This is a genomic window from Nocardia sp. NPDC057227 (assembly GCF_042669725.1).
Lineage (GTDB): Bacteria > Actinomycetota > Actinomycetes > Mycobacteriales > Mycobacteriaceae > Nocardia > Nocardia asteroides_A.
In genome coordinates this window covers 115,649-134,167 of sequence record NZ_JBHUXA010000011.1, presented here as the reverse complement: position 1 = coordinate 134,167, position 18,519 = coordinate 115,649, and the positions used below count along the sequence as shown (strand labels likewise).

General features: G+C 72.6%; 19 protein-coding genes. 11 read left to right on the top strand and 8 right to left on the bottom strand.

Features of this window, described 5'->3' with window-relative positions; genetic code table 11:
- Nucleotides 1-3 precede the first annotated feature (3 nt).
- From ACFUJ1_RS17630 to serS, 3 genes are all read right to left on the bottom strand, one after another.
- Nucleotides 4-1,380: an MFS transporter gene (locus ACFUJ1_RS17630; protein ID WP_378646775.1), complete on the bottom strand. Its 1,377-nt coding sequence runs from the start codon at nt 1,378-1,380 to the stop codon at nt 4-6.
- Between the two features lie 77 nt (nt 1,381-1,457).
- Entirely contained in the window at nt 1,458-3,275 is a 1,818-nt protein-coding gene (locus ACFUJ1_RS17625) for a putative bifunctional diguanylate cyclase/phosphodiesterase (protein ID WP_378646773.1), read from the bottom strand.
- A gap of 121 nt (nt 3,276-3,396) precedes the next feature.
- The gene (gene serS, locus ACFUJ1_RS17620; RefSeq protein ID WP_378646771.1) at nt 3,397-4,671 is read right to left on the bottom strand and encodes a serine--tRNA ligase; all 1,275 of its coding nucleotides are present in this window, start codon (nt 4,669-4,671) and stop codon (nt 3,397-3,399) included.
- A gap of 89 nt (nt 4,672-4,760) precedes the next feature.
- Here serS and ACFUJ1_RS17615 point away from each other — a divergent pair, with 89 nt between their 5' ends.
- The 5 genes from ACFUJ1_RS17615 (at nt 4,761) to ACFUJ1_RS17595 (ending at nt 8,682) form a co-directional block, all read left to right on the top strand.
- On the top strand, nt 4,761-5,852 hold the full coding sequence (locus tag ACFUJ1_RS17615) for a septum formation family protein (protein WP_378646769.1): 1,092 nt from the start codon (nt 4,761-4,763) through the stop codon (nt 5,850-5,852).
- An 8-nt stretch (nt 5,853-5,860) separates the two neighbouring features.
- On the top strand, nt 5,861-6,199 hold the full coding sequence (locus tag ACFUJ1_RS17610; RefSeq protein ID WP_378646767.1) for a metallopeptidase family protein: 339 nt from the start codon (nt 5,861-5,863) through the stop codon (nt 6,197-6,199).
- 146 nt (nt 6,200-6,345) lie between these two features.
- Nucleotides 6,346-6,657: a PE domain-containing protein gene (locus ACFUJ1_RS17605; RefSeq protein ID WP_233015441.1), complete on the top strand. Its 312-nt coding sequence runs from the start codon at nt 6,346-6,348 to the stop codon at nt 6,655-6,657.
- A 34-nt stretch (nt 6,658-6,691) separates the two neighbouring features.
- Nucleotides 6,692-7,867, top strand: a complete 1,176-nt coding sequence (locus ACFUJ1_RS17600; protein ID WP_378646764.1) for a PPE domain-containing protein — start codon at nt 6,692-6,694, stop codon at nt 7,865-7,867.
- Nucleotides 7,868-7,908: 41 nt separating this feature from the next.
- A complete protein-coding gene (locus ACFUJ1_RS17595; protein ID WP_378646762.1) occupies nt 7,909-8,682 on the top strand; it encodes an ESX secretion-associated protein EspG in 774 nt (257 codons plus the stop codon).
- 4 nt (nt 8,683-8,686) lie between these two features.
- Here the strand turns inward: ACFUJ1_RS17595 and ACFUJ1_RS17590 are convergent, their stop codons facing one another.
- The 3 genes from ACFUJ1_RS17590 to ACFUJ1_RS17580 are packed head-to-tail and all read right to left on the bottom strand — an operon-like array spanning nt 8,687 to nt 10,917.
- Nucleotides 8,687-9,349: a histidine phosphatase family protein gene (locus ACFUJ1_RS17590; protein WP_378646760.1), complete on the bottom strand. Its 663-nt coding sequence runs from the start codon at nt 9,347-9,349 to the stop codon at nt 8,687-8,689.
- Entirely contained in the window at nt 9,346-10,263 is a 918-nt protein-coding gene (pheA, locus tag ACFUJ1_RS17585; protein ID WP_378646758.1) for a prephenate dehydratase, read from the bottom strand. The genes ACFUJ1_RS17590 and pheA overlap by 4 nt, the downstream gene beginning before the upstream one ends.
- Before the next feature lie 30 nt (nt 10,264-10,293).
- Entirely contained in the window at nt 10,294-10,917 is a 624-nt protein-coding gene (locus ACFUJ1_RS17580) for a hypothetical protein (RefSeq protein ID WP_378646756.1), read from the bottom strand.
- Between the two features lie 163 nt (nt 10,918-11,080).
- Here ACFUJ1_RS17580 and ACFUJ1_RS17575 point away from each other — a divergent pair, with 163 nt between their 5' ends.
- The gene (locus tag ACFUJ1_RS17575; RefSeq protein WP_378646754.1) at nt 11,081-11,842 is read left to right on the top strand and encodes a DUF2470 domain-containing protein; all 762 of its coding nucleotides are present in this window, start codon (nt 11,081-11,083) and stop codon (nt 11,840-11,842) included.
- Between the two features lie 4 nt (nt 11,843-11,846).
- Here ACFUJ1_RS17575 and ACFUJ1_RS17570 read toward each other — a convergent pair whose 3' ends face one another.
- The gene (locus ACFUJ1_RS17570) at nt 11,847-12,455 is read right to left on the bottom strand and encodes a TetR/AcrR family transcriptional regulator (RefSeq protein WP_378646752.1); all 609 of its coding nucleotides are present in this window, start codon (nt 12,453-12,455) and stop codon (nt 11,847-11,849) included.
- Nucleotides 12,456-12,516: 61 nt separating this feature from the next.
- Between ACFUJ1_RS17570 and ACFUJ1_RS17565 the strand changes: the two genes are divergently transcribed.
- From ACFUJ1_RS17565 to ACFUJ1_RS17545, 5 genes are all read left to right on the top strand, one after another.
- Nucleotides 12,517-13,761 carry an oxygenase MpaB family protein gene (locus tag ACFUJ1_RS17565; RefSeq protein ID WP_378646750.1) on the top strand — a complete coding sequence of 415 codons (1,245 nt, stop codon included), beginning with the start codon at nt 12,517-12,519 and terminating at the stop codon, nt 13,759-13,761.
- A gap of 14 nt (nt 13,762-13,775) precedes the next feature.
- Entirely contained in the window at nt 13,776-14,558 is a 783-nt protein-coding gene (locus ACFUJ1_RS17560; RefSeq protein ID WP_378646748.1) for a CPBP family intramembrane glutamic endopeptidase, read from the top strand.
- 484 nt (nt 14,559-15,042) lie between these two features.
- Nucleotides 15,043-16,269, top strand: coding sequence for an LCP family protein (locus ACFUJ1_RS17555; RefSeq protein WP_378646921.1), 1,227 nt, complete (start codon nt 15,043-15,045; stop codon nt 16,267-16,269).
- A gap of 9 nt (nt 16,270-16,278) precedes the next feature.
- Nucleotides 16,279-16,839, top strand: coding sequence for a ferritin (locus ACFUJ1_RS17550; RefSeq protein ID WP_378646746.1), 561 nt, complete (start codon nt 16,279-16,281; stop codon nt 16,837-16,839).
- A gap of 97 nt (nt 16,840-16,936) precedes the next feature.
- Nucleotides 16,937-17,485: a ferritin gene (locus ACFUJ1_RS17545; protein ID WP_378646744.1), complete on the top strand. Its 549-nt coding sequence runs from the start codon at nt 16,937-16,939 to the stop codon at nt 17,483-17,485.
- Between the two features lie 78 nt (nt 17,486-17,563).
- Here the strand turns inward: ACFUJ1_RS17545 and ACFUJ1_RS17540 are convergent, their stop codons facing one another.
- Nucleotides 17,564-18,484: a DUF5926 family protein gene (locus tag ACFUJ1_RS17540; protein ID WP_378646742.1), complete on the bottom strand. Its 921-nt coding sequence runs from the start codon at nt 18,482-18,484 to the stop codon at nt 17,564-17,566.
- Nucleotides 18,485-18,519 lie beyond the last annotated feature (35 nt).

The following is an 18,519-nucleotide window of genomic DNA, read 5'->3' as shown; positions in this document are numbered from 1 at the left end:
ACGCTACCGCCGGGGCGGCAGCCAGCGCGGGGTGACCGCCGCGATGGCGAGCACCGCCAGCCCGAGCAGCGCCATGGTGGCAGCCAGCGAGAGCACCGCCGTCGCCAGCGCGACGAAGCCGAACACCGCGAGCGCCACCACCTCGGAGAGCAGGCCGGAGACCGAGGTGACGGTGGCGCGGGCCGGGCCGTCGATCGCCTCCTGCAACCTGGCGTCGGCGACCACCTCCGCGTTCACCCCGACGCCGTATCCGACGGCGATGGCGAGGAACCCGGCGAGCACCGCCACCCCACCGCCGACGCTGCCCGCCAGCACCGAGCCCGCCGCGAGCAGCAGCGCGCCCACGCCGACCAGTGCGCCGAGCACCCGGCCGGAGAGGTTCTCGGTGCGGCCTGCGGCCAGTGCGCCGAGCAGCGAGCCGACCACCGTCACCCCGACCAGCAGCGGGACCACCGCGGTCGCCGCGCCGCCCGCCTCGGCCAGCAGCCCGAAGTACTCGTCGTAGGAGGTGATGCCGTACAGCGCCGCCCCCAGCAGCACGCCCCGCCGCACCGTCCGATGCGTGAGCGCCTCCCCGAGCCCGCTGCGCAGCATGGCGATCCAGCGCCCCCCGACACCCGTCGGCGCCCGCGCGGCATCGGTACCCGCTGCGGACTCGGCCGCGGCGCCGCACGTACCGGACAGATCCCCACCGGCGCCGGACGACCCCACGGCGGGTACGCCCGGCTCAGCGGGCACGCCCGGCCCGGCAGGCTCGATCTCGTCCCCGTCCTCCGGGACGTCACCGACTCCGACCACCCGCGGCGCCGCGGGCAGCGCGCAGGCGGCCAGCGTGTGCACCGCGGCGAGCCCGGTGCTCACCCACCCGACCAGCGCGTACCCACCCCAGGCGTACAGCGGCGCGGCCGCGAGTATCGCCAGGACGACGGTGAATTCACCGGCCGCCCTGGTCCGGCCGAGGATGACCGGATACCGCCCGGCCGCCCCGAGCGCGGTGAGCTCGTCGTAGAGCAGCGCCTCGAAGGTCCCGGAGGAGAGCGCCCCCGCCGCACCCCACACCACGAACCCGACGGCGAAGCCGAGATACCCCGGCCACACCGTCCAGACCCCGAACCCGGCGACCAGCAGCAACCCGCTCAGGATCAGCAGCGCCCGCCGCGAGTAGGCGTCGGCCCAGGCGCCGGATGGCACCTCGAGCAGGAACGCCGTCCCCGACCAGAGCGCGAGCAGCGACGAGATCTGCGCGGTGCTCAGCCCGTGATCGGCGAAGAACACCGCGTACAGCGCGTAGTACGGCACGAACTCGCGCGTGCCGGTGTAGAGCACCGCGCGGAGCGCGAGCCCCGCCTCGGTGCGGCCGCGCTCAGCGCGACCGAGCACAACTCAACAGGCGTAGATCAGCAGGTGCATGGCCCCATCCTGCGCTCGTGCCGATGGTCGGTCAACGGGATTTCCGCTCAGCCGAGCGGGAGCCACCCGTCGGCGGTCTCGTGCGTGTCGTCGTCCCCGGTGCGCGGCGGCGCGGCGGGCTCGGCGGTGAGCTCCCCTCGCCCGCTGTTCAGGTCGGTGATCAGCTCGGCGACCGGGTGCGAGTCGCTGTAGTGGTACCCCTGCGCCAGCGCGAAGCCGAGCTCGGTGAGGACGGCGGCCTGGTACTCGGTCTCCACCCCCTCCGCGATCACCTGCAGGTCGAGCGCGTTGCTCAGCGCCGCGATCACGCCGAGCAGCGGCGGGGCGGGCGAGTCCGAGCGGATGGCGGCGACGAAGGACTGGTCCACCTTGATGATGTCGCTCGGCAGCGTGGCCAGCCTGCTCAGCGAGGAGTAGCCGGTGCCGAAGTCGTCGATGGCGATCCGGACCCCACGCTCGCGCAGCGTGTGCAGGTTCGCGATGGCGGTCTGCGACTCCGCCGCGAGCTCGCTCTCGGTCACCTCGAGCACCAGCTGGTCGGCGGGCCAGCCGGTGTTCTCCAGGATGCCTGCCACCCGGTCCGCGTACTCGGTCTCGGCCAGCTCCAGGCCGCTGACATTGACGTTCAGCGTCAGGTCGAGCTGGGCGAAGGTCTCCTGCAGCCGGGCCGCGTCGGCGCAGGCCTTGCGCAGCACCAGCTCGTCCAGGTCGGAGATGAGGTTGAACTCCTCGGCGACCCGGATCAGCCCCTCGGTGGTGACGTCCGGCTGGGCCGCGGGCGACCAGCGCAGCAGCGCCTCGACGCCGACCGCCTTGCCGCCACCCTCGGTCAGGCTGACGATCGGCTGGTAGTGCACGTCGAGCGCGCCGCGGTCGATGGCGTCGCGCAGCTCCACCGCCAGCGGCTGCTGCCGCGACGACTCCAGCACCGTCCGGTTCCGGCCGCCCTGCTTGGCCCGGTACAGCCCGACATCGGCGCGGCTGACCAGCAGCGAGCCGGACTCGCCCTGCTGCCACGAGGTGACGCCCGCCGAGCAGCCGGTGGTGACGGCGGCGCGCAGCCGCTCGGTGAGCAGGATCGCGGCCTGCTCGGTGGTGTTCGGCAGCAGCAGCGCGAAGGCGTCGCCGCCGTAGCGGGCCAGTCGCTGGTCCGGCGCGAGCAGCTCGGTCCAGGCGTCGGCGACCCGCTGCAGCACGGCGTCGCCCGCCCGGTGCCCGAGGTGGTCGTTGATCTTGCGGAAGCGGTCCAGGTCGACCAGGACCAGGGCGAGCCCCTGGCCGGTGCGCCCGGCCTGCTCGATCGCGGCGTTCAGCAACCGGTCGAAGCCGCGCCGGTTGAGCAGCCCGGTCAGGGTGTCGATATCGGCCTCGGAGGCCATCCTGGTCAGGATCCCGACCACGACGCCGACACCGAACGTCACGCCCGCCGGGATCACCCCGGACCAGCCGGGCAGATCCCGGGTCGGCAGCGCCCACAGGCACATCACCATGGCGAAGCCGATGTGCGCGACCGCGAGCGGCCAGGCGAAGAAGAGCGCGGCGTCACAGGCGACGAAGACGTAGAAGGAGGCGAGGCTGATCGCGCCGACGGTGTTCGGGAAGGAGTGCACCGCCACCGTCACCAGCACGGTCGCGATGGCGACGTAGCCGTGGTGCACGTTGTGCGGCATCCGCGGGCCCCAGCCGAGCAGGCTCAGCCCGAGCAGCAGCGCGACCGCCGCCGCGCTGCCGACGAGCATCCGGTTGCCCTCGTCGCCGGGCGCGATCGCGGTGAGCAGCAGCCCGAGGGCACCGCCCATGACATAGAAGGCGCCGGTGGTCCTGGACATGACCATGGCCGTCGCCAGCGCTGACGCGGCCCGCACCCGGGTTCGGGTATCGCCGCGAGACCCGATTCCTCGCACGACAACAGGGTAGAGGCAACCCACCCCGACCACAGCCCGATCCCTGTTTTCGACCCCCGGCGAACTCCCGGCTATCGCGGCGTCAGGCCGTTGTCCTGGTTTGCGGCGGCAGCACATCGGTTCCGACGAACGGGACCAGCGCCGCCGGCACCCGCACCGAGCCGTCGGCCCGCTGGTTGTTCTCCAGGATCGCGACGATCCAGCGGGTGGTCGCCAGCGTGCCGTTCAGGGTGGCCGCGATCTGCGGTTTCCCGTCCGCGTCGCGGAACCGCGTGGAGAGCCTGCGGCCCTGGAAGGTGGTGCAGTTCGAGGTGGAGGTGAGCTCCCGGTAGGCGCCCTGGGTCGGCACCCACGCCTCGCAGTCGAACTTCCGCGCGGCCGAGCTGCCCAGGTCGCCCGCGGCGACGTCGATGATCCGGTAGGGCACCTCGATGGCGGCCAGCATCTCGCGCTCCCAGGCCAGCAGCCGCCGATGCTCGGCGTCCGCCTCGGCCGGGTCGCAGTAGACGAACATCTCGATCTTGTCGAACTGGTGCACCCGGATGATGCCCCTGGTGTCCTTGCCGTAGCTGCCGGCCTCCCGGCGGAAGCAGGACGACCAGCCCGCGTACCGCTTCGGCCCGTCGCTCAGGTCGATGATCTCGCCCGAGTGGTAGCCGGCCAGCGGCACCTCGGAGGTGCCGACCAGGTAGAGGTCGTCCTCCTCCAGGTGGTACACCTCGGCCGAGTGCTGCCCGAGGAACCCGGTGCCGGCCATGATCTCCGGCCGGACGAGCACCGGCGGGATCATCATGGTGAAGCCGTTCGCCACCGCCCGCTGCGCGGCCAGCTGCAGCAGCCCGAGCTGCAGCAGCGCGCCGTACCCGGTGAGGAAGTAGAAGCGGGCGCCGGAGACCTTCGCCCCGCGCTCCATGTCGATCAGCCCGAGCGCCTCGCCGAGCTCCAGGTGGTCCTTCGGCTCGAAGTCGAACTCCGGCAGGGTGCCGACGGTCTCCAGCACCACGTAGTCGTCCTCGCCGCCCGCGGGCGCGCCATCCTGGACCACGTTGGAGATCGCCCGCTGCGCGGTGTCCAGCGCGGCGTCGGCCGCGTGCTCGTCCACCTCGGCCGCCTTCACCTGCGCCGACATCTCCTGGGCGCGGGCGAGCAGCTCGGGGCGCTCGTCCGGGCTCGCCTTGCCGACCCGCTTGCCCATGGCCTTGTGCTCGGCGCGCAGGTTGTCGGCCCTCGCCACCGCGGAGCGGCGCGCGGAGTCGGCCTCCAGCAGCGCGTCGACGAGCGCCGGGTCCTCGCCGCGGGCGCGCTGGGAGGCCCGGACGGTGTCGGAATTCTCCCGCAGGAATCGGAGGTCGATCATGGGCGACCAGCGTAATCGACCCCACTGAACCCCCGCTGATACACCCGAACGTGGCACGCCGGGCGATGGCGCTGCCATGATGGATCGCGATGTCTCCCGACGAGCCGAACCCCCGCGACCGCGCCCGAGGAAAAAAGGGCGACGGCGAGCCGCGCGCCGCCAGGCGCGGGCTGCACCTGTCCGCCCGCACGCTGCGCCTCTCCCTGCTCGCGGTCGCGGTCGGCGCGGTCGCGGCCGCCATGGTGACGCTCTTCGTCACCGGGTTCGACAACGAGACCGGCCTGGAGGCGCACAACCCCGCCGCCCCTGCGGGCGTGCGCGACGCCGCCTTCGGCACCGCGGCCGCCGGCGACTGCCTGACCTGGAGCACCACCGACCGCAGCGACCTGGTGAAGGTGAGCTGTGACGGCAAGCACCTGTTCGAGGTCGCCGCCGAGGTGGACATGAGCCGCTACCCGGGGCGCGAGTTCGCCCCCGGCTCGCGCTTCCCGGACTCGCTGCGGCTCACCGAGCTCAAGGAGGAGCACTGCGTTCCCGCGGTGCAGAAGTACATGGACGGGCGGTTCGATCCACGCGGCCGCTACGTGGTCGGGCTGATGTACCCGAGCGCGGACGGCTGGCAGGCGGGCGACCGCACGCTGCGCTGCGGGCTGCAGGTCGCCGCCGCGACCGGGACCCCGAGCACCGTCGGCAGCGCCGCGAAGCAGGACCAGTCCCGGGTCTACGAGCCGGGCGTCTGCCTCGGCATCAACCAGAACCTGCCGTCGGACCCGGTGGAGTGCGCCCAGCAGCACGCGGTCGAGATCGTCTCCACGATCGACCTCGGCTCGCACTTCACCAGCGGCCTGCCGACCAAGGACGACCAGGACAAGTTCATGGAGCAGGAGTGCACCCGCACCTCCACGGACTACCTGGGCAGCCCGGACGCCATCCGGAACAAGACGCTCACCCTCTTCTTCGACTACCTGGACGCGCGCAGCTGGCTGGCAGGCAGCCGCAGGCTGGACTGCATGGTCGGAAAGGGCGCCGACCGCGAGGGTTTCGCGCCGATCCAGGGCTCGGCGCGCGGTGACATCCTGATCAACGGGCAGGCCCCGGTGCCGCCGCCGAACAGCGGCCGCTCCACCCCGGCCCCGCTGCCGGGCGCGGCCCCGCTGCCGCCGCAGCCCGCGCCGCGGTGACCGTCGCGATGCCAGCCGCCCGGTTCGAGGAACTGGTCGGCGACGCACTGGATCTCGTCCCGGCGGCGCTGGCGCGGGCCATCGACAATGTGGTCGTGCTGATCGAGCCACGCAATCCGGAAGACCCACATCTGCTCGGGCTCTACCACGGCATCGCGCTCACCGAGCGGGACAGCCACTACGGCGGCTCGCTGCCGGACACCATCACCGTCTACCGGGACGCCATCCTCGACATCTGCGGTGACGAGGCCCAGGTGGTCGAGGAGGTGGCGATCACCGTGATCCACGAGATCGCGCACTACTTCGGCATCGACGACGAGCGGCTGCACGAGCTCGGCTGGGGTTGAGTTTTCCCCGCTGCGAACGCGCGGAAGTGCGTTAGTCTCAGGGAACTCGAGGACTCGAGGGAACCGATGGTGTCGCCGTCGCGTCCTAGAACTCGTAGGGGGAATTCTCGTGGTTCCGCCCCATAGCCACTAGAAGGAGTCGAGTCATGGTTGGCCACGTACTCATGTCGCCGGAGGCCGTGCTTCTGGCCGCGGCCGAGCTCGATCTGCTCGCCGAGCGGCTCGCCACCGCCGCCACCGTCACCGCGCCTGCCACGCACGTGCTGCCGTCCGGCACCGAAGAGGTCTCGCTGCTCGCGGCGAACCACTTCAACAGCGCGGCAGGCACGCACGACCACGCGGTCGCGCAGGGGATCCTCGAGCTGCACCACGCCGCCGCCGTGTTGCGCAGCCAGCTGGCCGCACAGCTCGGCCAGGACGTCGTCCAGGCCGCCGCGCTCGGCGCGATCGGCGCCTGATCCGCGAGCGAATTCGAACAGGGGAGAAACGAGAATGACCGCAGGGATCACCGGGGTTTTCTGGCTGCCGCGCATGGCCGAGGTGAATTCGGTCGCGCTGAACTCGGGCGCGCACGCCGTTCCCATCTCCGCCGCGGCGACCGCGTGGGGCGCGCTCACCGGGGTGTGGGTGGACGCGACCGCCACCGTCGCGCGGGTGATGGCCGAGCTCGGCGTCGGCATGCAGGGCGTCAACGGCATCGCCGCGCTCTCCCGGCTCACCGGTTTCATGGGCTGGGCCGAACAGCAGGGCGTGATGGCGGCGGGCATGGCCACCAAGACGGCGGCCAACGCGACGGCGTACACCGTCGCCTCGCTGGCCATGCCGAGCCTGCCGGAGATCGTCGCCGTGAACGCGGCCGTCGTCGCCTCGGCGAACCCGCCCGGCGCGCTCTCCGGCGCCTTCGAGGTGGCCGAAGTCGCCAAGAATGCGATGGATATCCGCGCCGCCCTCGTCATGGAGACCTACGAGGCCGCGACCAGCGCGCTCGTCACCACACCCGGTGAGTTCGCCCGGCCGCCCGCCATCGCCAACGGCGCGGGCACGGCGGAGGGCGCGTCGGAGCAGTCGGCCGAGACGGCCTTCCAGGGCGACCCGGTCCAGAGCGCGGTCGCCGCGGCCGCCGCCTTCGTGCAGAACCCAGCGGTGGTCAGCGCCGCGACCCAGGCCGCGAACGTGGCCGGCTCGGTGGTCGGCACCGGCGTCACCACCGCGGGCAACCTCGGTGGCGCCGCCATCTCCGCGCTCACCTCCGCGGGCAGCACGGCCCCCGCCGCGGTCGCGCCGATGGGGCTCGGGGTGGCGGGCGCGGCAGGCGCGGCGGCCGCGAGCACCCGTTCGGCGGCGCTCTCCGGCGTCGGCGCGGGCGGCTCGGCGAACGGCAACGGCAAGCTCACGCTCCCCGAGGGCTGGGGCGCGGGCGCCGCGCTCGGCGCGGGCGTGCCGGTCGCCGCCGCGGTCGGCGACTCCGTCGTCGCCCGGGTGGACGCCGCTCCGGTGCGCTCCACCGGCAGCGGCCAGAGCCCGCTGCTCGGCAACGCCCGCGCCGCCGGCCAGGACGACGAGGGCGAGCACGACGCTGCCGACTACCTGCGCAGCGACGAGCCCTTCCACGACGGCCGCTGGGCCACCGACGGCGTGATCGGCGCGGACGCCGGCACCACTCGGTGACCGTGCTCGGTGCGGGCCGTGGTCCCACGGCCCTCGAGTCGGTGGTGCTCTCCCTCGACGAGATGCAGTTCCTCCTGGAGGAGCTGCAGATCGACGACGTCCCGGTCGTGCTCGACGCGATCGGCCGGTACGACAACGTCGCCGAGCACGACGCCGCGCTCGCCGCGGCCGCCGGGTCGCTCACCGAGCGCGCCCTGCTGACCGGCGGCGAGGTGCACCCCGAGCTCGCCGACCGCCTGCGCACGCTGAACCGCCCGCACTGGGTGGTCGCGCTGCGGCTGGTGGTCGACGGCCGGGTGAGCAGGCTCTGCCTCGCGAAGGGCGACGACCTGGTGACCGTCGCCCTCCGCGGGCCGAACTCCTACGTCCTGGACGAGGTCGACGACGATCTGCCCGCCCCGCTGCTCGCCGCGCTCGGCCCGGCCGAGCCGCTCGACCTCACCGGCCTGAACGCCTACACCGACGACCTGGTGCCGATCTTCGGCGAGCTCGGTGATGCCGCCGCCACCGCGCGGCGGCTCGCCGCCGTCGGCACCCCGGATCGGGACGCGCAGGCGCTTGCCTCGGCGCTGGTGCACCTGGAGGCGCACGCGGAGATCGTCGGGGTCGCCTACCGCGACGGCAGCCGCGAGTACGCGGACAACCACATCGCCGTCTTCGACACCCGCAACGGCCGCTTCCTCGCCACCGCCAGCCGGGCCGACGACGGCAGCAAGTGGACCTCGCTGAGCAGCGGAACGCCCGCCCGGCTGCGCGCCGCGCTGCTCGACCTGGTGAACGGCCTGCCCGAGCGCGACGAGTTCCCGGTCCGGTAGGGCGTCAGCCCATCGGGTCGTCCTGCTCCGGCTCGGTATCCGGGCCGAAGGGCGGGGTGAAGCGGCCCCAGCGGATGAGTTCCCAGCCGCGGTCCGGCCGCGGCAGCAGCTCGATGGTCTCGGTGTTGTCCAGGTGGTTGTTCGTGGTGAACGGCGGCCGGATATCGGTGAGCACCCGGGCCAGCAGCCGCATGGCGGCGCCGTGGATCACCAGCAGGACGTCGCCGTCGGCGCCGTCGGTGAACCAGGTCTGCCGCAGCTGCTCCACGACCGGAAGGAAGCGGGCGAGCACCTCGTACCCGGACTCCCCGCCCGGCGGCCTGCGGTCCAGCTCGCCCCCGTGCCAGGCGTGGTAGATGTCCTGGAAGAGGTCGTGCGCGGCGGGCGTGTTCTGCCCCTCCATATCACCGACCTGCACCTCGTAGGTGCCGTCGAGCACCTGGGCGGCCACCCCGGTGGCCTCCTCGATGTAGCTCGCGGTCTGCCTGGCGCGCAGCGCGGCCGAGCAGTACAGCGCGCGCGGCGGCGCGGCAAGCGCGGCGCCGAGCGTCTTCGCCTGCGCCACCCCGCGTTCGGTGAGCGGGAGGCCGGGCACCCTGGTGTCGAGCAACTTGGCGACGTTGCCCTCGGTCTCTCCGTGCCGAACCAGGATCAGTCGTGCGCTCAACGGTCCGCCACCCCCTTTCGTAGCTGGGAAAGCCACAGCGCGGCATCGGTATCCGGCGGCGGCGGCGCGCCGGGTTTGGCGAACGCGGGCCACGATCCGAGGTAGCGGATGCGCGGCGCCGAGCGGTGCAGCGCCTTGAGCGCCTCCGCCACCGCGCTGTCGTCGATGTGTCCGACGCAGTCCAGGTAGAAGCGGTAGGCACCCATGCCGGTCCGGGTCGGCCGCGATTCGATCCGGGTGAGATCGATGCCGCGCGTGGAGAATTCGGCGAAGGCGCGCATGAGCGAGCCCGGTTCGTTGGTCAGCTCCAGCACCACCGAGGTGCGGTCGGCACCGGTGGCGGGCGGGGCCGAGCGCGGCGGCGTCACCAGCACGAAGCGGGTGATGGCCTGGTCGTGGTCGGCGACCCCGGCGGCCAGCGTGACCAGCCCGAGCCGCTCGCCCGCCAGGACGGTGGAGACGGCGGCGTCGGCCTTGCCCGCCCGCACGTCCTCGGCGGCGGCGGCGTTCGAGGTGGAGGTGTAGTAGGCCGCGTCCGGCAACTCGCGCGCCACCCATTCGCGCACCTGTCCGGCGGCCACCGGGTAGGCGGCGAGCAACCGCACGTCTGCGCGCTCGGTGCCCGGCCTGGCCAGGATGCTGAAGGTCACCTCGAGCTCGGTCTCGGCGACGATCTGCAGCCGCGCGCCGAGCGCGAGGGAGTCGAGGGTGGCGGCGATCGAGCCCTCGACCGAGCTCTCGACCGGCACCACCGCGCCATCGACCGCACCCGCCCGGATCAGCTCCAGCGCGGCACCCTGGCTCGGCGCGGCGACCCGCTCCACCTGCCCGTCGAAGGCGCCCGTCGATTCGAATCGGGCGAGCGCCATCTCGGTGAAGGTTCCGGATGGTCCGAAGTAGGCGATACGCGGCACGCCTATGACACTACTTGCGTCGCGCGGAACTCATCCCGCCGTTGCGCTGCCCGCGCCGCCCCCGCGCAGCAGGACCGCCAGTTCCGCCGTCAGCTCGGCCGGATTCTCCGCCTCGATCCACAGCAACACGCCGCGCACCGCCTCGACGGCCTGCGGATTCAGCCCGGTCAGGAAGGGGATGTCCGGGGCGGCGAGCGCGCGGCGAACGTCCTCGCCGCAGAGCGCGGCCGCGGTGGCGGCGAGGATCGCCAGCGCGCGGGCGGCGTTCCCGGTGCGGGCGACGAACCCGTCGGCGGTGTGCACCACCGTGCCGACGAGATCGGCCAGTTCGGCGTCGGGCAGCTCCGGCTCCAGCGCCCTGATCCCCGGCGGTACCGGCCCCGGCGGCCGCACCAGGCCATCGGCCAGGCTGCGCCGGGCGGGCGGGCGCAGCGACATGAGCACCGGCTCCGCATCGCGAGCTGCCGTCGGCGACTCGCCGTTCACGGTCTCCGCCGCAGCACCCCGACGCGCCGCCATCGCGGAACCAGCGCCAGGAAGTTCGGCATCCGACGCCTCCGCCCCTGCCGGCCCGGCGTCCGGTACTCCGGCGCCGGGCAGCGTGGTGCGGGGCCTCGGGGCCTCGACGCGTGGCGCGGCGGACGACTCGGTCATCCGATCACGGTAACCCCGGCTCGACCGGCAGCGGCGCGCGCTCCCGGCCGGCCCGGACCTCCCGACCACCCGGATCGAAGCTCTTGCGCAAGATCGTCCACTCACTTAGCTTAGGGTAACCTAATTCTCGCCGAGCCGGGCGAGCGGGCACCAGGAGGACTACATGCCGCAATCGACCCTCGCACCGTCGACCGCGGAACGGGTGCGCAGCGCCTGTGCGCACGCCGAGCACGCGGTGCTCGCCATGCCGGGCATCGACCCGACCCCGGTGTCGGTGCACCACCTGCGCGAGTGCGGCGACGCGGTGGTCGCGGTGCCGAGCACCTCGGTCGCGGCGGTGCTGGTCGCCAACTCCGGCGGCGGCGGCGCGCCCGCGGTCCTCGAGCTGACCGACCACGCCCCCATCGTGGTGCGCGAGCCGGTGCGCTCCCTGGTCTGGCTGCGCGGCTGGGTGCGGGCGGTGCCGCTGCCCGCGCAGCGCGCGCTCGCGGGCGAGGTCGCCGCGGAGCTGCCGCACCCCATGCTGCTCGACGTCGGGCACGGCCTCACCCTGCTCCGCGTCGTGATCAAATCCGCCGTCGTCGCCGACGCGACCGGCGCCGAATCGGTGGACGTCGACGAGCTGCGCACCGCCGCCCCCGACCCCTTCTGCGCCATGGAATCCGCCTGGCTCCAGCACATGGAGAGCGACCACGCCGACCTGGTCGCCATGATCGCCAGGCAACTCCCCGCCCACCTGCAGCGCGGCATCGTGCACCCGCTCGCCATCGACCGCTACGGGCTGACCCTGCGCATCGAGGGCATCGACGGCGACCACGACTTCCGCCTCCCCTTCCGCACCCCCGCCGACGACATCGAAGGATTGAGCCGGGCGGTCCGCACCCTCGCGGGGTGCCCCTTCCTGAACGGCCTGCGGAGAATCTGACGCACTACGGCTGGAGCCAGCCGGAGACCATGCGGGCGATCTCCGCGATGACCCGGTCGCGGTCCAGGTGGGCCGGGGCCTCCAGGCCGATGCGGAGGCTGCTCGCCACGCCGACGCTGACCATGACGTAGGCCTTGACCTCCAGTTCGGCGTCGGGGAGGGGGCCGAGCAGGTTGAGCAGGTAGCCGCGGGTGAGGACGAGCAGGCGGCGTTCCAGGTCGCCGAGGCCGAGCGCCTCCAGGGTGGCGTGCGGGGAGAGGGCGCGGACCAGTTCGCGGCGGCGGGCGAGGGTGTCGGCGATGCCGTGCAGACTGCGGGCGAAGGACTCGGCGGGGGCGAGCGTCATGCCCGCGAGCACGGCGGCGGTGAACTGCTCCTCGAGTTCGCCGACCAGGCGCAGCCGCAGCGTCTCCAGGATCGCCTCCTTGTCCGCGAAGTAGCGGTAGAGCGAGCCGATGCTCATGTTCGCGTGCGCGGCGATGCGATTGGTCGACACGTTTCCGACCCCGTGCTCGGCGAAGAGCTGAGTCGCGGCGGTCAGGATCCGCTCGCGGGATTCCCGCGAACGCTCCTGCTGCGGCCTGCGCCGCTGGTCACCGATCTTCTCGACCACCGAACCCACCCCCGGAAAATGCGAGTAGAACCTGAGCTTTTGCTCACTTTACGCTGAATACGTGGCAACTCGAATCGCGCCGGACGAATTCAGGTACTGGGACCGGGTGAACGACCCGGCCGTACAGCGCATGCGCAGGCTCTGGCGCACGATCTTCCGCTTCGACCCGCAGCCCGACGACGAGCTCGTGCACCGCTTCGCCGCCGCCTACTACCAGGCCGACCCGGTCGCCGAGGCCTTCGTGGACGAGGTCTACCTGGGCGAAGCCGGTCCGAAGGCGGGCCGCGCCATGCTCGACCTCGCGCTGGAGCACGGCATCGACGCGGTGCCCGACCCGCCCGCCTCACTGGTCCGGCTCTTCGCCGAGTTCGAGACGCCGCCGCCCTGGCTGGACCCGGCGCTCGTCGAGCGCGGCGCCGCGGTCTTCCGCCGCTGGGGCACCTCGGTCTTCGCCTTCGCCACCACCAGCACGCTGGAGATGTACTCGGAGAGCTCGATCACCAAGCCGCTGGCCTACACCGGCGGCTACGCGGGCGCCCGCGCGCACAAGCGGCAGCTGGAGACGGTGCGGTTCTGGATCGACATCTCCGAGCCGGGCGGCCTCGAGATCGGCGCCCGCGGCAGGCAGACCACCATGCGGGTGCGGATCATGCACGTCTTCATCCGGCGCAAGCTGGTGCAGCGCCCGGAGTGGGACGCCGCAGCCTGGGGCGTGCCGATCAGCGTCGGCGACGCCACGCTCACCCTGATGGCGGGCAGCGTGGTGCCCGGGCTCGCGCTCTGGAGCGTCGGGCTGCAGACCACGAAGCGGGAGATCGAGGCGACGCTGCACTTCTGGCGCTACGTCGGCCACCTGCTCGGCGTGCAGCCCGACTGGTACCCGCGCGACTTCAGGGAGTCGGTGCAGCTCATGTTCGCCGCCTTCGTGAAGCGGGCGCACACCGCGGGGGCGGACGGGGCGGAGCTGGTCGAGTCCTACCTGCCCGCCTTCGCGCCCGCGCCGGGCACACCCTGGCGTAAGCGGCTGCGCGACGAGGTCAACTACCGGATGCAGATCGGGTACACCGCCTTCTGGCTGCCGCCGGGCACCTACGCCAGGCATGCCATGCCGCGCAGGCTGCCCTGGGTGCTGCATCCGCTGGCGCAGTTCCCGGTGCTGCTGACGCTGGAGACGGCGCGCAGGCTGATCCCCGGCCTCGACCGGGTGGCCGATCGAGTGCAGCGCGCCCGCAGGGAGACCTGGTACCGCAACGAGATGGGCGCGACGGCGGCGGAGTACACGCCGGTGGAGGAGTTCCGCCGCTGACTAGATTCGCTGTCATGCCCGCCGACCAAGCCCCGCCACGCCCGCTCGACGAGTCCGAGCGGCGCGCACTCCGGATCGAGGTCGTGATCGTCCTCGCCCTCACCTTCGGGGCGAGCGGACTCAGCGCCGCGCTTTCGCTGCTGGAGAGCGCGCTGCAGCCGGGCGGGGTCGGCGGCCGGACCGTCGCGCTGAACGCCTCGCGCGCCGATCAGCCGCTGCTCGACCTGGCCTTCCAGCTGCTCGGCGTGCTCCGGCTGGCCGCGTGGGCCGCGCTCGGGCTCTACCTGCTGTGGCGCAGCGGGATCGGGCCGAAGGTGGTCGGGCTGGCCAGGGACCGCTGGCGCGGCGACCTGTTCGCCGGGCTCGGTTTCACCGCGCTGATCGGGCTGCCCGGGCTCGGGCTCTACCTGCTCGCGCAGGCGCTCGGCTTCAGCGTGACGATCGTGCCGAGTTCACTCGGCGAGCACTGGTGGCGGCTGCCGGTGCTGATCCTCTCCGCCTGCGCCAACTCGGCGGCGGAGGAGATCATCGTGGTCGGGTACCTGCTCACCCGGCTGCGCGGGCTCGGCTGGTCGGAGAACTCGTCGCTGCTGGCCTCGGCGCTGCTGCGCGGCAGCTACCACCTGTACCAGGGGCTCGGCGGCGGGCTCGGCAACGTGGTGATGGGGCTGATCTTCGGGCGCTGGTGGCAGCGCACCGGGCGGCTCTGGCCGCTGCTCGTCGCGCACGCGCTGATCGACACCATCGCCTACGTCGGCTACACCGCGCTCCGCGGCCACGTCGGCTGGTTGCCCTGAGCCGCTAACATCGGCGGCCCCCGGGGTGATTCATCAAGTGAGCGGGGGGATCCCGCGTACCGCCCGATCGACCCGACGGATCAGTAGAGTCTGCATGATGAACGGCGAGGACCCCAAGTACCCCGCGCGCCGGACGCCGCCACCGCCCGGACAGCAGGAGCGCAGGCCGGGGCCCCCACCGCCGCGCGGCGCCGAGCCGCCGCACCGCGGTGCGCCGCCGCGCCGGGAGGGCCAGCCCCCCGCCGCGCCGCGCGGTAATCCGCCGCACCGCGGCCAACAGCCGCCCCGTGATCACCAGCCGCCCCGTGATCACCAGCCGCCCCGTGATCACCAGCCACCGCGCGGCCAACAGCCACCTCGCGATCACCAGCCACCTCGCGATCACCAGCCGCCGCGCGGCGGTCAGCCACCGCACCGCAACCAGCCGCCCGGCGCCCGCCCGCCCGGCGGTGACCAGCGCCGCCCGCCGCCGGGGGCGGGCGGGATCGAGCCGACCCAGGTCGTGCGCCGGGACGGCGGGCGCGACCGGGAGCAGCTCGCCTACTCGCGGTCGCCCGAGCCCGAGCAGGCCACCAGGCGCTACACCAGCAAGCACCCCACCCAGCAACCGCAGCAGCAGCCGCCGCAGCGGGCGCGGCACGCGCCGACGCAGCAGCCGCAGCCCTACCGGGACGACCGCGGCGCTCCCCCGCCACCGTCCCGCGGCCGCGGCGCTCCCCCACCGCCATCCCGCGGCCGCGGCGCTCCCCCGCAGCCGGAGCGCAGGCGCCGCAAGCGGCACCCCTTCCGCTGGTTCCTCGTCATCCTGCTGGTCCTGATCGTCGGCATGGTGGCGGCCGTCGTGCACCTGGACAATTCGCTGACCAGGATCGACGCGCTCAGCGCGTACGAGGACCGGATCGGCGACACCCCCGGCACCAACTGGCTCCTCGTCGGCTCGGACAGCAGAGCAGGGCTCTCGGAAGAGCAGGAGCAGGATCTCGCCACCGGCGGCGAGGTCGGCTCGGAGCGCACCGACACCATCATCCTGGTGCACATCCCGAAGTCGGGGCAGGCGACGCTGGTCAGCCTGCCGCGCGACTCCTACGTGAGCATCCCCGGCCAGGGCAGGGACAAGCTGAACGCCTCGTTCGCGTTCGGCGGCCCGCCGCTGCTCGTGCAGACCGTCGAGGGCGCCACCGGCCTGCACATCGACCACTACGCGCAGATCGGCTTCGGTGGCTTCGCCGCCGTCGTCGACACCCTCGGCGGCATCGACGTCTGCCTGGACGCCCCGATCAGCGACCCGCTGGCAGGCATCGACCTGCCCGCCGGCTGCCAGACCCTGGACGGCCCGCAGTCGCTCGGCTTCGTCCGCAGCCGGGCAACGGCGCTCGCCGACATCGACCGGATGAACAACCAGCGCAAGTTCATGGCCGCGCTGCTGAAGAAGGCGACCGGCGCGGGCACGCTGGCCAACCCGTTCAAGCTCTGGCCGCTGGCCACCGACACCGTCGGCTCGCTGAAGGTGGACGAGAGCGACCACCTCTGGCACGTAGCCTCGCTCGGCTGGGCGATGCGCGGCGACACCGTGAACACCACGGTGCCGATCGGCGGCTTCGAGGACACCGACAGCGGCAATGTGCTGCTCTGGGACCGGGACCGGGCCAGCCGGTTCTTCGACGCCCTCGCCAACGATCAGCCGATTCCCGAAGACCTCCGCACGGGGTAGTTTCGAGGGATGTCCGGCCTATCGGTGGAGCACCCCTTCGCGGGGCTGCTCCGCGACCACATCCGTTTCGAGCTGACCACGTCCCAGCAGTACCTCGCGGTCGCGGTGTATTTCGACGCGGCCAAGCTGCCGCGCTCGGCGGCGTACGCGTATCGGCGTTCCGAGGACAACCGCACCGACGCGCTGCGCATGATCGGCTACCTGCTGGACCGGGAACTGCCGGTCGGGGTGACCGGAATCGATCCGATCCGCTCGGAGTTCGGTTCGTCACAGGATGCCGCCACGCACATCTGCGCGCTGGAGAGCGAGCGCAGCGCGCGCCTCACCGATCTGGCCCAGCAGGCCCGGCGGGCGAACGACTACCTGGGCGAGCAGTTCACCGGCTGGTTCCTGGAGAAGCAGATCGAGGAGGCGGCGCGGGCGAACACACTGGTCACCGTGGTGGAGCGGGCCGGGGGCAATCTCTTCGACGTCGAGGAGTTCCTGGTGCGGGAGCAGCCGGCGCGGCCGTCGCTGCCCATCGGAGTGCCGCCGCGCATTCCCGGAATTGTTTCCCGTAGCTCGAGCTGAATTGCGCTTTCCATTCAGCGCAGAATTTAGGCAACACTATCCTCAATAAGGGTGTACTTGGATGACAAGGCCCTTGACCAGCACTAATCTCGGTCACATGTCGACCCACCCGGAGCCCCCGCGCAGTAAATTCCACAGCCTGCTGCAGGATCAGATCCACAACGAATTCAATGCGGAGCACCAGTACATCGCGCTAGCGGTCTGGTACGACAACGCGGATCTGCCGCAGCTCGCCAAGCTCTTCTACAAGCAGGCGGTCGAAGAGCGCAACCACGCCATGATGATCGTCCAGTACTTCTTGGACCGCGACATCAGCGTCGAGATCAGCAGCGTCGACGCCGCCAAGTCGCACTTCGAGAATGCCCGCGAGCCGATCGCGCTGGCGCTGGCGCAGGAGAAGACCGTCACCGACCAGGTGGTCCAGCTCGCCAGCACCGCCCGCGAGGAGGGCGACTACCTCGGCGAGCAGTTCATGCAGTGGTTCCTGAAGGAGCAGGTCGAGGAGGTCGCACGGATGACCACCCTGCTCACCATCGCCGACCGGGCCGGTGCGAACCTGTTCGATCTGGAGGAGTTCATCGCCCGCGAGATGGACGGCCCCGCCGACACCTCCGGCGCGCCGCACGCCGCTGGCGGGCACATCTGACCCGACCCGATCAGCTCCACGGCGACTGGAACACCGCGGGCCCGGCTCCCCCAGGGAGCCGGGCCCGCTGCCGTTCGCTCAGCGCAGGGTGACCTGGCGGGAGCGCAGACCATCTCTGGAGCGCCGCTCCTCGGAGCTCAGCGGCTCGTCCGTGCCGAGCGCGGCCGCCAGCCGCGCCGCGAACTCGTCGGCGGGAGCGGTCCACTCGTCCGGGTGCCGCTCGCGGTCCAGGTCGAAGACGGGGACCAGCAGGCCGTGCGTGCGGAAGGTGCCCGCGAAGCGCGAGCCGTCGCCGAGGTGCAGCCCGCCCGCGGCGTGCAGCCGGGCCAGCGCGGCCATCAGCTCGTCCTCCGGCTCCGGCCGGACCCAGCGCACGTGCGCCTTCTCCCCGGCATCCACCCACCAGGCGGCGCCGGTCGCGTCCGGGCCGAGCGCGATCCGCGCCGACGGCATGATCGCCTGCTTCGCCTGCTCGATGGTGGCGGCCACCTGGGCGTCCGGGGTGACGCCGTCGGGCACCCACCAGTCGAAGTCCTGGTGCACGGTGAGCTCCAGGTCGGCGCCGGGATCGAGCACGTCGGCCAGGCTCGGACCGCCCTCGATGGCATTCGCGCTGCTCAGCGACTCGCCGCCCTCGGCGGATTGGGTCCACAGGATGGCGGCGGCGAGGTCGGCCGCCGGGTCGGGGCCCTGCTGCTGCACCTGGACGCCGACGAAGCCGACCTCCTCGTCGCCCGCCCGCACCAGCGCGGCGACGGCGCCGGGCAGCACGGTCGCCAGCACCACCGAGCGCTCGGCGGCGACGCCGGGCGCGAGCTTCAGTGTCGCGGTAGCGGAGGGCACGAACTCGCGGAGCGCGACCAGGTCGCACTCGGCGGCCAGTCCCTGGAACGGCCGGGTGACGGCGTTGGCCGCCTGCTCCTGCGCCGCCCTGCGCTCGGCGAGCCGCTGGGCCCGGTTGCTTTCGGGCTTCGGAGTGTTGCGCTTGCTCTTACCCACGAGGGGTCAACCTACAGGGTCGCGGAGCCGGTGTG

Excerpts from the sequence above, each read along its gene's own strand:
- ACFUJ1_RS17605 (WP_233015441.1), top strand. The coding sequence starts at position 6,346 with ATGGTTGGCCACGTACTCATGTCGCCGGAGGCCGTGCTTCTGGCCGCG.
- ACFUJ1_RS17615 (WP_378646769.1), top strand. The coding sequence starts at position 4,761 with ATGTCTCCCGACGAGCCGAACCCCCGCGACCGCGCCCGAGGAAAAAAG.
- ACFUJ1_RS17610 (WP_378646767.1), top strand. The coding sequence starts at position 5,861 with ATGCCAGCCGCCCGGTTCGAGGAACTGGTCGGCGACGCACTGGATCTC.
- ACFUJ1_RS17575 (WP_378646754.1), top strand. The coding sequence starts at position 11,081 with ATGCCGCAATCGACCCTCGCACCGTCGACCGCGGAACGGGTGCGCAGC.
- ACFUJ1_RS17560 (WP_378646748.1), top strand. The coding sequence starts at position 13,776 with ATGCCCGCCGACCAAGCCCCGCCACGCCCGCTCGACGAGTCCGAGCGG.
- ACFUJ1_RS17600 (WP_378646764.1), top strand. The coding sequence starts at position 6,692 with ATGACCGCAGGGATCACCGGGGTTTTCTGGCTGCCGCGCATGGCCGAG.
- ACFUJ1_RS17580 (WP_378646756.1), bottom strand. The coding sequence starts at position 10,917 with ATGACCGAGTCGTCCGCCGCGCCACGCGTCGAGGCCCCGAGGCCCCGC.
- ACFUJ1_RS17545 (WP_378646744.1), top strand. The coding sequence starts at position 16,937 with ATGTCGACCCACCCGGAGCCCCCGCGCAGTAAATTCCACAGCCTGCTG.
- ACFUJ1_RS17550 (WP_378646746.1), top strand. The coding sequence starts at position 16,279 with ATGTCCGGCCTATCGGTGGAGCACCCCTTCGCGGGGCTGCTCCGCGAC.
- serS (WP_378646771.1), bottom strand. The coding sequence starts at position 4,671 with ATGATCGACCTCCGATTCCTGCGGGAGAATTCCGACACCGTCCGGGCC.